The sequence below is a fragment of the Lentzea chajnantorensis genome (assembly GCF_054300775.1).
Genome location: NZ_JBSDZT010000002.1, coordinates 4,433,853 through 4,447,703, shown reverse-complemented (window position 1 = coordinate 4,447,703; position 13,851 = coordinate 4,433,853). Strand labels below are relative to the sequence as shown.

The window sequence follows — 13,851 nt, the reverse complement described above, 5'->3', positions numbered from 1 at the left end:
AGCCCGCTCGTTGATCCACTATGCGGGAAGCTCCGTCTCGGTACGCTTCCCGGCCGTGACGGGTGGGATCTTCAACGGTTTCGAGGACTACCGGACGCCGACGTCCGACGACTACCGGCGGACGCTGACCGGCGGCCTGGTGGTGTTCGACGCCAACGTCCTGCTCAACCTCTACCGGTTCAACAGCACGACGCGCAGCGACCTGATCAAGGTGATGCAGTCGCTGGGCGACAGCCTGTGGGTACCGCACCAGGTGCAGCGGGAGTTCTGGCGCAACCGCGAGTCGGTGATCGACCAGCTCGGCCAGGTGCCGCGGGAGTCGCTGACGAAGCTGGAGAAGGCGCACAAGGACGCCGAGGAGGCCGTGCGGCTGTGGAGCAACCGGGTCTCGCTGCCCGAGGGCGACCGGGCCGGCCTGCTGAAGGAACTGGCCGGCGCGTTCGCGACCGTGCACTCGACGATCAGCCGGCAGAGCGCCGCCGACGCGCATTCGCACGACACCAACAGCGACGTGGTCGTCGAGGCGCTGGGCTCGATCCTCGCTGGCCGGATCGGTCCCGCGCTGCCACCGGAGGAGCACGCCGCGGCGGTGGTCGAGGCCAACCGCCGCATCGCCGCCCAGGAACCGCCGGGCTACCTCGACAAGGACAAGGCGGACGAGGACGAGCGGGCCGGCGACTACCTCGTCTGGAAGCAGGTGCTGATCGAGGCGGAGGGGCGGTCCTGCGACGTGCTGCTCGTGACGAGCGACGTCAAGGAGGACTGGTGGCGGCGCGCCAAGGGCCAGCTGCGCGGTCCGCGGCTGGAGCTCATGGCCGAGCTGCGCGCGGTGGCGGACCGCAGGCTGTTCATGATCACGCCGTCCGAGCTGATCCGCAGAGCGGCGGCGCTGACCGACGTGCAGGTGAACCCGCGGTCGGCCGACGACATCGAACGGGTCGAGAACGCCCCGGCCAGCTCTCTGCCGCCCCACGCGGAACGGGAGGTCGTGGCACGCGTCTACCGCGAGGTGGCGCGGGAGAACGACGCCCATCCGTTCGTGGCCCCTGAGTTCCCGTTGATGCACGGGTGGCTGCGGGACCCGGAGATCGGCGGCCTGCTCGACTCCCACCTGACCCCGCAGGCGGCGGAGATCTGGCTCCGGGACGTCATGTTTCGCAAGCGGCTGCAAGCCCTGCACGGGCTCGGCCAGTACGCGGACCTCGTCCCCCTGCGCTACCAGACCGCCGAGGAGGTCTTGGCTGCCGCCTGCGGACCGGACTGGCGGTTCAGGTCCGGCACGGTGAAGCCCGGGCACGGCTACGGCATCGTGACCAACGGCGTGAGCAAGCGGGCGTTCAGCTGGGGTGCCGAACCGCAGTTCGACGACCTGCTCTCGAAGGCCACCCGGTACCGCGACCAGGTGCTCGACCGCCCCCTCGTCGCGATCGTCCAGCTCGCCGCCCCTTCCGACGAGGAGCGCTACCGGTCGACGGCCGCCGAGGAAGGCTGCGACCTGGTGTTCGTGCAGCTCGAGCTCAGGCCGAACCCCGACTACGCGGGCTGACGGCCTTCCGGGCCCGGTGCGCCTTCACGTGCACCCGGTTCCCGCACACCGCCGGACTGCAGAACACCCGCGACTGGTTCCGCGACAGGTCCACGAACACCGCGTGGCAGTCCGGCCCCGCACACCGGTGCAACCGCGACACCCCGCCCTGCTCGACCACGGCCAGCAACGCGAACGCCGCCTGCCCGGCAACCCAGGCCGGCAACGCCACGGCCCCCGTCAGGTGCAGGTGCCACGACAGCCCGTCGTGCTCCACCAGCTCCGGCACCAGCCCCGACGACGCCACCAGCTCGTTCGCCGCGGCCACCGAGTGCGCCTCGAACACCGCCCGCAGCGGCGACCGCAGCGACCGGACAGCCACAACGTCCGCAGGAGAAGCGTCAGCGCCGGTCCACCCGCGAGCACGCGCGAGAGAAGTCAAAACAGCAGGTGAGAGGTCGTCCACACCGACGCTGTGGCGGTAGGAGTTCACGACGTCCTCGGCCAGCGTCACCACCGGATCCGCGTAATCACCGAAGCGCATCTTGACCCCTTTCCCCGGCCATCCTAGCGTAAGTAGTCATTATGGCTGATGCTAATTACACGAGCGCGCGGACGATCAGACTGCAGGCCATCGCGCCGGTGGCCACGGCCGCGTTCCTGTTCGGGATCTCCTTCGGCGCCGTGGCGACGACGGCCGGGTTCGGCATCGAGTCCGCGCTGGTCATGTCGGCGACGACGTTCGGCGGTGCGGCGCAGGTCGGGAGCGCGGCGGTGCTCGCGGCGGGAGGTGGGGCGCTCAGCGCCATCCTCGCGGGTGTCCTGCTCAACCTGCGGTACCTGCCGATGGGCGTCACGGCGTCCACGGCCTACCGGGGCCCCTGGTACTCGCGGGCCGCGCAGGCGCAGCTCCTCGGCGACGAGACGTGGGCGCTGAGCCGGACGCCCGACGGCGGGCACGACGCGCGGTTGCTGCTGCAGGCCGGTGCGACGGTCTTCGTCGTGTGGCTCGCGGGCACGGCGATCGGGGTCGTCGCGTTCAAGGACGTCAGCGTCGAGGCCTGGGGGCTCGACATGGTCAGTCCCGCGATCTTCTTCGCACTGCTGTGGAACCAGCTCGACTCACCGCGCACGCGCGTCGCCGCGCTCACGGCGGTCGCGGTGGCCCTGGTGCTCGTTCCGTTCACCCCGGCCGGCGTGCCGATCGCGGTCGCCAGCCTCGTCTGCCTGATGGGACTCGTCAAATGAGCGCGGTGTGGTGGGTCGTGGTCGTCCTGGGTGTGATCACCGTCGTGATCAAGGCGGCCGGGCCGGTCGCACTGGGCAACTGGACGCCCTCGGACAAGGCGAAACGGGTGCTGGCACTCGTGTCACCGGTCGTGCTGTCGGCGCTGATCGCCGTGCAGGTGTTCACGAGCGGGCAGCACTTCCAGCTCGACGAACGGGCCGCGGGACTGGGTGCCGCGCTGGTCGCCCTGCTGCTCAAGGCACCGCTGCTGGTCGTCGTGCTGGTCGCGGTCGCGGCGACGGCGGTGACGAGGGCGCTCGTCTGACCGTGCGGGAAACCGGGTGAACGCACAGAAACCAGGGTCGATCGTTGTGCGAACGCCCATGGCCCGCCGCCACGGGCCCCAATAGCGTCGAGAGGGTAGGACCAGCACCACCAGCTGTCCTGTTTGGACGAACAGGCTTGGAAGGATGCGATGGACTCCACCCTCACTCTCCCCGAGCTCTTCGCGGCCAGCCGCGCCCGCCACGGCGACCGGCCCGCGGTGAGCGACGACGACACCACCCTCACCTACGCCGAACTGGACGCGCGCTCGGACCTGCTGGCGGACGTGTTGGCCGGCAAAGGGGTCCAGGTCGGCGACAACGTCGGCATCCTGCTCGACAGGGGCGCGCTGGTCGTGGTCGCCATGCTGGCGGTCGCGAAGGCGGGCGGCGCGTACCTGTCGATCGACTCCAACTACCCGGCGCAGCGGCGGGACGTCATGCTGCGCGACGGCGGCGTGAAGCTCGTCATCACCCAGTCCGGCACCCGGCTCCCCGACGGCGTCGAGGCCGTCGAGTGGAGCATCGACCGGACCGGCGACGCGGAACCGACCGGCACCCGGCTCATCCCCGAGGACGCGGCGTGCGTGCTGTACACGTCCGGGTCGACGGGCGAGCCGAAGGGGATCGTGTTCGAGCACCGCAACATCGCGGCGCTCGCGGTCAACCCCAGCCTGCCCAAGCTCACCCAGGACGACAAGGTCGGGCAGATCTCCAGCGTGTCCTTCGACGGCATCACGCTGGAGGTGTGGTCCGCGCTCGCGGTCGGCGCCGAGGTCGTCGTGCTGCCGCGGATGGGCTCGCTGCTGCCCACGGACCTGCAGCGGGAGCTCAAGCGCCGCAAGGTGTCCATGATGCTGGTGCCGGCGACCGTGCTGAACGAGGTCTGCCGGGTCGACCGCAACACGTTCGCCTCGCTCAAGCACCTGTGCAGCGGCGGCGACGTGATCCTGCCCGCGACCTGCCGGGCGATCCTGGGCGGCAAGTTCAAGGGCGACTTCTACAACCTCTACGGGCCCAGCGAGATCACGACGGCGGCGACGGCGTTCCGGATCACCGAGGTCCCCGACGACACCGGTTCCATCCCGATCGGCACCGCGATCGACGGCTACGAGACCTACGTGGTCGACGAGAACAGGCAGCCGGTCCAGCGCGGTGAGGCGGGCGAGCTGCTCGTCGGCGGCGTCGGCGTGGCCAGGGGCTACTTCGGGCCGCCGCGGCTGACCGCGGAGCGGTTCGTGCCCAACCCGTTCGGCGCCGCCGGCACCCGCGTCTACACGACCGGCGACCGGGTCAGGGAGAACGAGCAGGGGCAGCTGGAGTTCCTGGGCCGCCTCGACGGGCAGCACAAGATCCGCGGCCACCGGGTCGAGCCGGCCGAGGTGGAGCAGGGGATCTTCGCGCACCCGCAGGTGCGGCAGGCCGCCGTGCTGGTCGAGGAGTTCGACGGCGACCGCAGGCTGGCCGCGTTCGTGGTCCCGGCCAGCGACGACCTGTCCACGGTGGAGCTCAAGGAGTTCGTCACCGCCAAGCTCCCGCCGCACATGGTCCCGGCGTCGTTCACGGTGATCCAGCAGATGCCGCTGACGTCGAACGGCAAGCGCGACCGGGACGCACTGGCCGAGCTGCGCGGCAAGGCCGTGCAACGCCTCGCACGCCGCGTCGAGCCGGAGACCGACACCGAGCGGTGGCTGGTCGCGTTGTGGGAACGCCTGCTCAACATCGAGGACGTGGGTGCGGAGGACGACTTCTTCGACCTGGGCGGCCACTCGCTGCTCGCGTTCCGCGCACGCAGCGCCATCTCGCGCGAGTACGGCATCAAGGTCGACGCCGGCGTCCTGTTCGAGCACAGCACCCTGCGCGGCCTGGCCCGCGTGATCGAGGAGGCCAAGTGACGACGACCCAGATCGACCTCGGCGGCACCGAGCTGTTCGCCGACGGTGACCCGATCGAGGCGTACAAGTGGTTGCGGCACAACGCACCCGTCTACTGGAACCCGACGGCCGACGGCGGTTTCTGGGCGCTGACGAAGTACGACGACGTGGCAGAGGCCTACCTGAACACCGAGGTCTACAGCTCGTCCAAGGGCACCATGCTCGGCGGCTCGTACCGCAGCCAGACCGACACGGCAAGCGGGCAGATGCTGATCGCCACCGACCCGCCGCGCCACCAGCACCTGCGCCGGTCCGTGCACAACGCGGGCTTCAACCCGTTGAAGATGGACAAGGCCCGCGAGGGCGTCACGGCGACGGTCAACGCCGCGCTGGACAAGATGGTCGCGGACGGCGGTGGCGACTGGGCCACCGAGATCTCGCTGGCGCTGCCCACCGGCGTGCTGCTGGGCACGATGGAGCTGCCGCTGGACAAGGCGTCCATGCTGCAGCGCCTGACCCGCACGATGATCGGGTTCCGCGACAGCGAGTACCGCGGTGACGCGACCGCCGCGCAGACGCTGATCCGCGCGCAGGTCGACATCTTCGAGTTCTTCTACGACCTGATCGAGGAACGCAGGGAGAACCCGGGCGAGGACCTCATCAGCCTGCTCACGCAGGCGGAGGTCAACGGCGAGCCGATGAGCGAGTCGGAGATCCTCTACAACTGCATGAACGTCGCGGTCGGCGGCAACGAGACCACCGCGCACACCTCGTCGTACAGCGTCATGACGTTCCTGGAGCACCCCGACGCCTACGAGCAGCTGCTCGCGCACCCGGAGCTGCTGCCGACGGCGATGGAGGAGCTGTTCCGCTGGACCGCGACGAACACGTACGTGCAGCGGCACATCACACGGGACATCGTGATCCGCGGCCAGGAGGTCAAGGAGGGCGACGCGGTCACGCTGTGGAACTCCTCGGCCAACCGCGACGAGGACGTCTTCCCCGACGGCGACGTCTTCGACATCACCCGCAACCCCAACAAGCACCTCACGTTCGGTCTCGGCCGGCACCACTGCATCGGCGCCGTGGTGGCCAGGCTGGAGATGGAGCTGCTGCTGGGCGAGATGGTCAAGCGGGGCCTGCGGTTCCGGCTCGCCGGCGAGGTCGAGAAGCTGCACTCCAACTTCGCCCTCGGCATCCGGCACCTCCCGCTCGAGGTCTGGGCGTCGTGACCTGGTTCCCGGAACCAGGAGACGGCGCGGTCCGGCTGATCTGCTTCCCGTACGCGGGCGGGTCGGCGTCGGTGTTCCGCGGCTGGGAACGGTCGGTGCCGCCGGGGGTCGAGGTGCTGGCGGCCCGGCTCCCCGGCCGCGCGGAACGGTGGCGTGAGGAGCCCTTCACGTCACTCGACCTGCTCGTGGACGCGCTGACCGAACCGGTGAAGGCGGTCGCGGACCGGCCGTTCGCGTTCTTCGGGCACAGCATGGGCGCGGTGCTCGCGTTCGAGCTGGCGCGGCGGATGCGGCGCGAAGCTCGGGACGGAGCCGGTGCACGTGTTCGCGGCGAGCTGCAACCCGCCGCTGCCGGACGTGCCGATGCCGGTGCTGGGCACGCTGGACGAGCCGGCGCTGCGGGCGACGCTCGCCGACCTCGGGCTCGCGGAGGAGGTCATGGCCGACGAGGACCTGATGGAGATGCTGCTCCCGTTGGTCCGCGCCGACCTGCGCATCGCGGACGGCTACCTGGACCGCGACGGCGAGCCGCTCACGTGCCCGCTGACGGCGTTCCACGGCCGGCGGGACCCGATGGTCAGCGCCGAGGACATGGCGCAGTGGGCCGTCGGCACGACGGGTCCGTTCCTGCTGCGGCAGGTCCAGGGCGCGCACCTGTTCTCCGACGACGGGTGGCGCGACGTGCTGACGGCGGTGTCGGACGAGCTGGGTGTCTTGGTCTGAGAAGGGATTGCGCAATGGACACGACCGTTGTGGTGAACGCCGAGGAGCAGTACTCGGTGTGGCCTGCCACCGCCCAGCCGCCCGCCGGGTGGCGCGTGGTCGGTGAGCCGGGCACGCGGGCCGAGTGCCTCGCGCGCATCGACGAGCTGTGGACCGACATGCGGCCGCTGAGCCGCCGGTGACGCCCGTCAGGTGACAGCGCGCATCGCGAGCCAGAGGTTGACACGGGCCTCGACCGAGCTGAGGGAGAGGCCCGTGACGCGCTCGATCTGCTCCAGCCGGTAGCGCACGGTGTTGCGGTGCACGAACAACTCCTTGGCGGCCAGCTGCGGTGAGCCGCCGGTGGTGAGGAACACCTCCAGGGTCCGCATCAGCTGCCCGCCGTGGTCGGCGTCGAACGCGAGCAGCGGCTGGAGCACCTTGCGGGCCACCTCGCGCACGGGGAGGTCGGGGTTCGACATGAGCAGGCGCGGCATGTCGATCACCCGACCCTCGTGCACGCCCGGTCCCCTGCTGACGGCCTCCTGCGCCTCCAGGAACGCCCAGCGCAGCCCGTGCACACCGCGGTAGGGCCCGCCGACACCGACCGACGTGGCGCTCTTGGCCAGCAGCCGGGTGAGCTCGTGCGGTGACCGGTTCCCTTCCAGCACAACGGCTTCGTACGGTCCGACGCGGGCGACCACGACGTCGGTGAGGTCGTCGAGCTCGACCGGTGCGTCGGTCACCAGCAGCACGCTGTGCGTCGCGGCCGGGTCGACACCCGCCGCGGTGAGCCTGCGCGCCGCCTCGCTGGAGGAGATGGCGGACCGCACCAGGTCCTCGATCACCTGCCCGGTCAGCTCGCGCCGGCCGGCCCGCAGCGCCTGCACGCGGGCGAAGCTCGAGCCGGACCAGTCCGGCGACGTGGCCCGCGAGGTCGTCGGCGAACGACGTGCGGCCGGTGGCGAACAACGCGTGCGGCACGTCGGCGTTGATGGGCAGCAGTTGTGCGCCGTCCGCGTCGTCGGGTGGCCACCGGAACCCCGGTGGCGAAGCCGCGATCACCTGGTCGGGAAGCCTGATGAGGGCACAGGGTTCGCCGGTCGCCCCGGTGAAGAGGGCCAGCAGACCGTCGATGCCCCGCTCCGCCAGGCAGTCGAACATCGCGCGCTGCACGTCGCGCAGCCGTTGTCCTGTCGTCAGGACAGGCGTACCTCCTTCGAGCAGCTCAACCATGGTTCCCATCATGCACATCCGGGTCCACTGCGGATAGCGGGTGGGGCGCCGCGGACCCCGGCCGCTGTTCGGTCGGACTACTGTCGGTGCTGGTCAGGATCGTTGGAGCGCAAGGAAGAACGGGCGCGGACGGACCGAGGTCCTTGACAGCGCGCGATGTTCGCCTGCGGTGTGCCGTCGAACTCGACCGCGGTTGGGCCGACACAGCCGCGTTCTCATCATCGACAATGGACCTGGGATCGCTCTCACGCGATCGGTCACGTGAAGATCGCCCGAACACCGGCTGAACACACCGGCGTTTCGCCGGTCTCCGCGCTCCCGGTCGTGGCACCGTCGTGCCATGACCGGCGGGCACACCCTGAACGACCAGCGCACCGACCCGGGACAGCGGTTCCACGCCTGGACGGCCGCGGTGGTCCGCCACCTGCCGTTCGGCCTGTCCCGGCTCGTCCCGCCCAGCCTCCTCGGGTTCGCGCTCATCAACGGCTGCACGTTCGGCGTCGACCTGCTGCTGCTCACCCTGTTCCGCTCCGGCCTGGGCTGGCCGGTACCGGTGGCGTTCACCGTCGCCTACGTCATCGCGTTCGGCCTGAGCTTCGTGCTCAACCGAGCGCTGAACTTCCGCTCGCACGCCCCGGTCGGCCCGCAGGCCGGTCTCTACGCGGTGGCGGTCCTCGTCAACTACCTGGCGTTCATCCTCGGCGCCGGCACCGCGCTGACCGCTCTCGGCGTCCAGTACCACCTCTCCCGAATCGTCGCCGGGATCTGCGAAGCAGCGTTCATGTACAGCGCCATGCGGTGGCTCATCTTCCGCCCCCGCTAACCTCTCCCCCTTGCTGCCATGGCATCTGCAAGTACCACCAACCCTTGATCAAATCGCCGCTGACCACCACCAACCTGTTCGCCGTCCCGCGAACCAGACTGCGGGCCCGCAGGTGACCGGGGGCGCTGTTGGTAGTGGAAAAGTGCCTGTTGACCTTGAGTTGGTGGTACTCGCAGATGCCGGCAGAGGCTTGGGCGCGATGCCACGGGCGGCGAACCGCACCGGTCGAAGCGCCGGTCGCCCGTCGAGGCGCCGGTCGCCACCCCCAGCGGCGACCGGCACCAGGTCGTGCTCCCCGATCCTCGCCCGGCGCGCCCTCACCCCGGAAGGGCCGCGGACGACACCGGACGGATCCGGACAACCGTCACAGGTACCAGGGCGTGCAGCCGGTCTCGCCCTCGCCGACGCAGACCCGCAACCAGAACCGGTGCATCTGGTCGGCCGAGAGCCACTCGACGGTGGTGGAGGTGCCCATCCCCGACGCGCTCGCGATCGACTTCACCACCTCCTGCGTGCCACCCGGAACGATCTTGAAGTACCGGACCCACAGGTGGGCGGCCATGCCGTCGTCCGCAGTGTCCTCGATGTACGACGGCGCCTTGACGTGCGGCGTCTTGTCGATGAACGTGCCCTTCGCCACGGCGCTGGCGCCGGGCAGGACGTGGTACAGGTCGATCTGGAACGTGGCCGAACAGCCGGTTCCCGGGTCGTGCACGGGATCGCAACCGGCCTGCGCGGGCGCTGTGGAGCACAGTCCGGCCACCACCGCGGCGGCCACGGACACACTCAGCTTCTTCATGGTTCCCCCTTGTGCGTGTTGATCTACCAAGCGCCGTGCCGCGCTCACAAGCCGTTCGGACGATCCCGGACACCGAGCAGTGATCGCACGCGTGCGGCTTCGTCGCTGCCGACGGACTCGAAGATGTCCAACGCGCGCTGCCACGCGGCCACGCCGTCGGCCGATGCGAGTCCCAGGTGCAGCAGTGCTCGCGCCAGGCCCAGCCGGTACCCGGTGCCCTCCAACACCGCCACGGCGGCCCCGCCCGCCTCGACCGACCCCTCCGCCGCGCACACCGCGGTCAGCGCCAGCCCCTCCAGGATCCGCTGGCCGGTCGCGGCGGCGTGGTCGCGGGCCTGCGCGGCGGCGGTCGCGGCGGCCGGGCGGTCACCGGCCGCGAGCTCCAGCCAGGCCAGCTCGACGAGTGCGTCCGCCATGCCGTGGCCGTACCCGGCGGCCGCCGCCTGCCGGGACGCGCGCAGCAGGTCGTCGCGGCGGCCGCGGACGGCGGCGACGGTGATCCGCGCGTCGATCTCCACCCGGCCCGACGCCAGCGAGAGCGCCTGTTCCGCGCACCGCAGGGCCTCCTCGGGACGGCCGGCGTCGCGGTGCACGCGAGCCAGGTCGTCCAGGGCCGCCGCCTCGCCGACGCGGTCCTGGTGGTCGTGGTTGAGCTGCCGGGCACGGCACAGGTGGACCACGGCCTGGCCGGTCTCGCCGAGGTACCGGTGCACGATGCCGAGCGCTCCCAGCGAGTTCGCCGCCGACCGGGTCTCGCCGATCGACTCGCGCAGCTCCACGGCCGCGCGCAGGTGGGCGGCCGCGTCGGCGAGCGCGCCCAGGCGCAGCTGGGCGAGGCCCAGGTTGCCCAGCGCGCGGGCCCGCCGGGCCGAGTCGCCGATCTCGGTGTAGAAGGCCAGCTCGCGGGTGTAGCAGTCGGCCGCCTCGGTGAGCGCGCCCAGCTCGGAGTGCACGCCGCCGAGGTTGCCGAGCGTGCTGAGCTCGCGGTACCGGTCGCCCGCCACCCGGCTCGCCGCGACGGCCCGCTCGAAGTGCTCCGCGGCCACGCGCAGCTCGCCCGCGCTCCACTGGGCGGTGCCGAGCGACAGCTGCATCGCCGCGGTCGCCCGCGCGTCGCCGAGCCGGTCGGCGGCGGCGAACCCGGCCCGTGCCACGGCCAACCACTCCGCGGTGTGCCGGCGCAACCAGTAGCAGCCGCGCAGCGCGTCGGTGAGCAGCCACGCCATCGGCGCCTGCCCGAGCTCGACGGCCTTCTCGACGGCGGTCACGAGCGTGGCGCGTTCGGCGTCGAACCAGCGCAGCGCGTCGGCCGCCGTCGCGAACGCCTGCCGCGGCTCCACGTCGGACAGCACCAGGAAGTCCGGCCGCACCGCGCGGGCGGCCGCGACCGACGCGTCCAGCAGGTGCGCGTAGAACCGCTCGACCGCCGCCGCGGTGGCGGCCGCGGTCTCCTCGGCGGCGCACCGGTCACGGCCGTACAACCGCAGCAGGTCGTGCAACCCGTACCGGTCCGCCGTCCTGGCCTCCACCAGGTGCGCGCCGACGAGCGCACGCAGCACGGGCGCCGTCTCCGCCTCCGACCGGTCGAGCAGCACCGAGCACGCCCGCGTGGACAGCTCAGGACCGGGCACGAAGCCCGCGCGGCGGAACAACGTCCTGGCGAGCGGGTCCAGCGCCGCGTACGAGTGCCCGAACGCCGTGCGCACCGCCGCGTCCGTGTCGCCCTCGATCTCGAACGCGCCGAGCCGGTCACCGGCCAGCAGCTCGGCGACGTGGTCCGCGATCGTCTGGTGTGGACGGTCGGCCAGGTTCGCCGCCGCGATCCGCAACGCGAGCGGCAGGTGCCCGCACAACCGGACCAGCTCCTCGACCGCGTCCTCCTCGCGCAGCACCCGTTCCGGGCCCAGCACGCCGATCACGACCGCCGGCGCCTCCTCGGGTGTGAGCACGCCCAGCTCCAGCCGGTGCGCGCCCTCCCGCGCCACGAGCCCGGCCATCCGGTCCCTGCTCGTCACGAGCGTCATGCACCCGGACCCGCCCGGCACCAGCGGACGCACGTGCGCGGCGCTCGGCGCGTTGTCCACGACGAGCAGAGCGCGCTTGTCGGACGTGATGGACCGGTACATGCCGACCATCGCGTCCTGCTGCAACGGGATGTCCTCACCGGGCACGCCGAACGCGCGGATCGCGAGCGCCAGCGCCTGGTCCGGCGTCACCGGCGGCCCGGACGAGTACCCGCGCAGGTCCAGGTGCACCTGGCCGTCCGGGAAGCGGTTCGCCACCTGGTGCGCCCACTGCACGGCCAGCGCCGTCTTGCCCACGCCGGGGATGCCGCACACGACCGCGAGCCGGCTGCCGTCCTCCAGCAGCGCCGACAGCTCCTTCAACGCCTTGGCGCGCCCGGTGAACCCCGGCACCACCGCGGGCAGCTGCCGCGGCACCACGGCCCGGGCCACCGGTTGCGGTGCCGGTCCGGTCTGCACCCGGCGCCACGCGGCCAGCCAGCCCTCGGTGTCCGTGACGCCGAACGCCCTGAGCAGGCCGCGGAAGACGTCGACGGCGGGCGCTGTCCTCCGTTTGGGGCTCAACGCGTCCGCGAGTGTGCTGCGCGCCAGCCCGGACAGCTTCTCGACCTGCCGCAGCGACGGGTTGCCCGCCCACACCTTCAACAGGCGCAACGCGGCGATCAGCTCGTCGAGCGTCTGCACCTGCTCTGGTCTGGGGCGGTCCGGCACGCTCCCGAGCCTAGTGATCTCCCCGCGCGCCGCGTGGGGCGCGCCGCACCCCGGGTCCCGCGTCGAGCAGGTCGCGATGGTGCGGCGGTCCTCGACCGCGCACCGTGAGCGCGGGGACTACTGCAGGTAGCCCTCGACCTCGCCCACCGACCGCGCCCGCACGTCGTCGGGGTCACCACCGGCCGACCGCGCGGTCCGGCGCCGGCGCAGCAGGTCCCAGCACTGGTCGAGCGACTCCTCCAGCGCGCGCAGCCGGGCGTGCTCCTCCTCGGAGGAGATCTCGCCGGCCGCCAGCGCCTCCCGCAGCCGGTGCTCTTCCTCGACCAGCTCGTCGATGCGGCCCAGCACGTTCTCATCGGTCATGTTCACCACCTAAGCACGAACGGGTACCCGAAGCCCGTCAACGAGATGGAGGGTCCACATGCAACCGATTCCGTTCGTCCCGTTCGTGTGGCGCGACCAGTCCTGGTTCGGGCAGGACGACGACGCGACCGACCTGGCCCACCGCCCGGACACCGGCCTGATCGGCTACGAGGTCGAGGCGACCGACGGCAGCATCGGCAAGGTCCACGACGACAACGCGGAGGTGCCCGGCGACTGCCTGCTCGTCGACACCGGGCCGTGGATCTTCGGGCACAAGGTCGTGCTGCCCGTCGGCACGGTCCGGCGCGTCGACCACGACGAGCGCAAGGTGTGGGTCGACCGCACCAGGCAGCAGATCAAGGACGCGCCGGAGTACGACGCGGACGCCGACCCCGAGGACCACCGCAGGCGCAGCGGCGAGTACTACTCCGAGTCCTACCGGCTGATGCCGCCCATGTTGTAGGACTCATCGCCGCGGCATCGCGCACGCCGGGCCTGGCACCGCACCCTCCTCGGTGGACGTTGTCAGGCCAGCGGGACTTCCTGGCGGCGCAACGCCTCCGGCACGGAGGGCCGCACGTTCAGCACGTCCTCCAGCTCCAGCACCCGCAACGGCCGCAGCACCACGGCACTGGTCGCGACCACGGCGAACGAGCCGCCGTCGCGCACGCACCGCTCGTGCTGTTCCAGCAGCACCCTGATCCCGCACGCCCCGAGGAAGTGCAGCCCCGTCAGGTCGAGCACCACCGGCGCGGACGGCCGCACCACCTCGCCCAGCCGGTCGGAGAGGTCGTCGGCGGTGACCTGGTCGACCTCGCCCGCGACGTGCACGACGACCGCGGCTCCCACGCTCTCGCTCGTGATGCTGCAGGGGGCTTGGTCGTCGGTGTGCACGTGGCAACCTCCAGATGGGCAGCGCGGCCTGTCTGCTGGACCCGGTTCACGACGGTAGCGCAGGACCGGTCCGCGCGCGCCGTCACGCACGGACCGGCCGGAGGATCGCCAGGGTGG

The 13,851-nt window shown here is 71.5% G+C and carries 15 protein-coding genes and 1 pseudogene; 10 read left to right on the top strand and 6 right to left on the bottom strand.

What is annotated here, in order from left to right; genetic code table 11:
• Nucleotides 1–55 precede the first annotated feature (55 nt).
• Nucleotides 56–1,546 carry a PIN-like domain-containing protein gene (locus ACVDFE_RS22415; protein ID WP_458431716.1) on the top strand — a complete coding sequence of 497 codons (1,491 nt, stop codon included), beginning with the start codon at nucleotides 56–58 and terminating at the stop codon, nucleotides 1,544–1,546.
• Here the strand turns inward: ACVDFE_RS22415 and ACVDFE_RS22410 are convergent.
• On the bottom strand, nucleotides 1,518–2,069 hold the full coding sequence (locus tag ACVDFE_RS22410; RefSeq protein ID WP_458431715.1) for a CGNR zinc finger domain-containing protein: 552 nt from the start codon (nucleotides 2,067–2,069) through the stop codon (nucleotides 1,518–1,520). The two genes, ACVDFE_RS22415 and ACVDFE_RS22410, sit on opposite strands and share 29 nt — an antisense overlap.
• 41 nt (nucleotides 2,070–2,110) lie before the next feature.
• Between ACVDFE_RS22410 and ACVDFE_RS22405 the strand changes: the two genes are divergently transcribed.
• The 7 genes and pseudogenes from ACVDFE_RS22405 (at nucleotide 2,111) to ACVDFE_RS22375 (ending at nucleotide 7,087) form a co-directional block, all read left to right on the top strand.
• Nucleotides 2,111–2,773 carry an AzlC family ABC transporter permease gene (locus ACVDFE_RS22405; RefSeq protein ID WP_360389702.1) on the top strand — a complete coding sequence of 221 codons (663 nt, stop codon included), beginning with the start codon at nucleotides 2,111–2,113 and terminating at the stop codon, nucleotides 2,771–2,773.
• The gene (locus ACVDFE_RS22400; RefSeq protein ID WP_360389705.1) at nucleotides 2,770–3,078 is read left to right on the top strand and encodes an AzlD domain-containing protein; all 309 of its coding nucleotides are present in this window, start codon (nucleotides 2,770–2,772) and stop codon (nucleotides 3,076–3,078) included. The genes ACVDFE_RS22405 and ACVDFE_RS22400 overlap by 4 nt, the downstream gene beginning before the upstream one ends.
• A gap of 150 nt (nucleotides 3,079–3,228) precedes the next feature.
• Entirely contained in the window at nucleotides 3,229–4,971 is a 1,743-nt protein-coding gene (locus tag ACVDFE_RS22395; protein WP_360389708.1) for a non-ribosomal peptide synthetase, read from the top strand.
• Nucleotides 4,968–6,182, top strand: a complete 1,215-nt coding sequence (locus ACVDFE_RS22390) for a cytochrome P450 (RefSeq protein ID WP_360389711.1) — start codon at nucleotides 4,968–4,970, stop codon at nucleotides 6,180–6,182. Before ACVDFE_RS22395 ends, ACVDFE_RS22390 begins: the two co-directional genes overlap by 4 nt.
• Nucleotides 6,179–6,475 (top strand): annotated as a pseudogene (locus ACVDFE_RS22385) (thioesterase II family protein); the annotation flags it as partial. The gene ACVDFE_RS22390 and the pseudogene ACVDFE_RS22385, both read left to right, overlap by 4 nt.
• A 22-nt stretch (nucleotides 6,476–6,497) precedes the next feature.
• Nucleotides 6,498–6,905 carry a thioesterase II family protein gene (locus ACVDFE_RS22380; protein WP_458431714.1) on the top strand — a complete coding sequence of 136 codons (408 nt, stop codon included), beginning with the start codon at nucleotides 6,498–6,500 and terminating at the stop codon, nucleotides 6,903–6,905.
• A gap of 14 nt (nucleotides 6,906–6,919) precedes the next feature.
• Nucleotides 6,920–7,087 (top strand): MbtH family protein, encoded by a 168-nt coding sequence (locus ACVDFE_RS22375; protein ID WP_063798670.1) that lies wholly within the window; start codon nucleotides 6,920–6,922, stop codon nucleotides 7,085–7,087.
• A 6-nt stretch (nucleotides 7,088–7,093) separates the two neighbouring features.
• Here the strand turns inward: ACVDFE_RS22375 and ACVDFE_RS22370 are convergent, their stop codons facing one another.
• Nucleotides 7,094–7,774, bottom strand: a complete 681-nt coding sequence (locus ACVDFE_RS22370; RefSeq protein WP_458431713.1) for a PucR family transcriptional regulator — start codon at nucleotides 7,772–7,774, stop codon at nucleotides 7,094–7,096.
• Nucleotides 7,775–8,460: 686 nt separating this feature from the next.
• On the opposite strand from ACVDFE_RS22370, the gene ACVDFE_RS22365 reads away from it, so the two are divergent.
• Complete coding sequence (locus ACVDFE_RS22365) at nucleotides 8,461–8,943, top strand: GtrA family protein (protein WP_458431712.1); 483 nt, start codon at nucleotides 8,461–8,463, stop codon at nucleotides 8,941–8,943.
• Nucleotides 8,944–9,307: 364 nt separating this feature from the next.
• On the opposite strand, the gene ACVDFE_RS22360 is transcribed toward ACVDFE_RS22365, so the two are convergent.
• From ACVDFE_RS22360 to ACVDFE_RS22350, 3 genes are all read right to left on the bottom strand, one after another.
• Nucleotides 9,308–9,742: a hypothetical protein gene (locus ACVDFE_RS22360; RefSeq protein WP_458431711.1), complete on the bottom strand. Its 435-nt coding sequence runs from the start codon at nucleotides 9,740–9,742 to the stop codon at nucleotides 9,308–9,310.
• A 44-nt stretch (nucleotides 9,743–9,786) separates the two neighbouring features.
• On the bottom strand, nucleotides 9,787–12,477 hold the full coding sequence (locus ACVDFE_RS22355; RefSeq protein WP_458431710.1) for an ATP-binding protein: 2,691 nt from the start codon (nucleotides 12,475–12,477) through the stop codon (nucleotides 9,787–9,789).
• A gap of 117 nt (nucleotides 12,478–12,594) precedes the next feature.
• Nucleotides 12,595–12,840, bottom strand: coding sequence for a DUF2630 family protein (locus tag ACVDFE_RS22350; RefSeq protein ID WP_458431709.1), 246 nt, complete (start codon nucleotides 12,838–12,840; stop codon nucleotides 12,595–12,597).
• Nucleotides 12,841–12,898: 58 nt separating this feature from the next.
• Between ACVDFE_RS22350 and ACVDFE_RS22345 the strand changes: the two genes are divergently transcribed.
• Nucleotides 12,899–13,303: a PRC-barrel domain containing protein gene (locus ACVDFE_RS22345; protein WP_360389731.1), complete on the top strand. Its 405-nt coding sequence runs from the start codon at nucleotides 12,899–12,901 to the stop codon at nucleotides 13,301–13,303.
• 62 nt (nucleotides 13,304–13,365) lie between these two features.
• Here the strand turns inward: ACVDFE_RS22345 and ACVDFE_RS22340 are convergent, their stop codons facing one another.
• A complete protein-coding gene (locus ACVDFE_RS22340; protein ID WP_360389734.1) occupies nucleotides 13,366–13,734 on the bottom strand; it encodes an STAS domain-containing protein in 369 nt (122 codons plus the stop codon).
• Between the last annotated feature and the right edge of the window lie 117 nt (nucleotides 13,735–13,851).

Coding starts and splice junctions, on each gene's coding strand:
- ACVDFE_RS22405 (WP_360389702.1), top strand. CDS start 2,111: ATGGCTGATGCTAATTACACGAGCGCGCGGACGATCAGACTGCAGGCC.
- ACVDFE_RS22400 (WP_360389705.1), top strand. CDS start 2,770: ATGAGCGCGGTGTGGTGGGTCGTGGTCGTCCTGGGTGTGATCACCGTC.
- ACVDFE_RS22345 (WP_360389731.1), top strand. CDS start 12,899: ATGCAACCGATTCCGTTCGTCCCGTTCGTGTGGCGCGACCAGTCCTGG.
- ACVDFE_RS22395 (WP_360389708.1), top strand. CDS start 3,229: ATGGACTCCACCCTCACTCTCCCCGAGCTCTTCGCGGCCAGCCGCGCC.
- ACVDFE_RS22410 (WP_458431715.1), bottom strand. CDS start 2,069: ATGCGCTTCGGTGATTACGCGGATCCGGTGGTGACGCTGGCCGAGGAC.
- ACVDFE_RS22360 (WP_458431711.1), bottom strand. CDS start 9,742: ATGAAGAAGCTGAGTGTGTCCGTGGCCGCCGCGGTGGTGGCCGGACTG.
- ACVDFE_RS22375 (WP_063798670.1), top strand. CDS start 6,920: ATGGACACGACCGTTGTGGTGAACGCCGAGGAGCAGTACTCGGTGTGG.
- ACVDFE_RS22350 (WP_458431709.1), bottom strand. CDS start 12,840: ATGACCGATGAGAACGTGCTGGGCCGCATCGACGAGCTGGTCGAGGAA.
- ACVDFE_RS22365 (WP_458431712.1), top strand. CDS start 8,461: ATGACCGGCGGGCACACCCTGAACGACCAGCGCACCGACCCGGGACAG.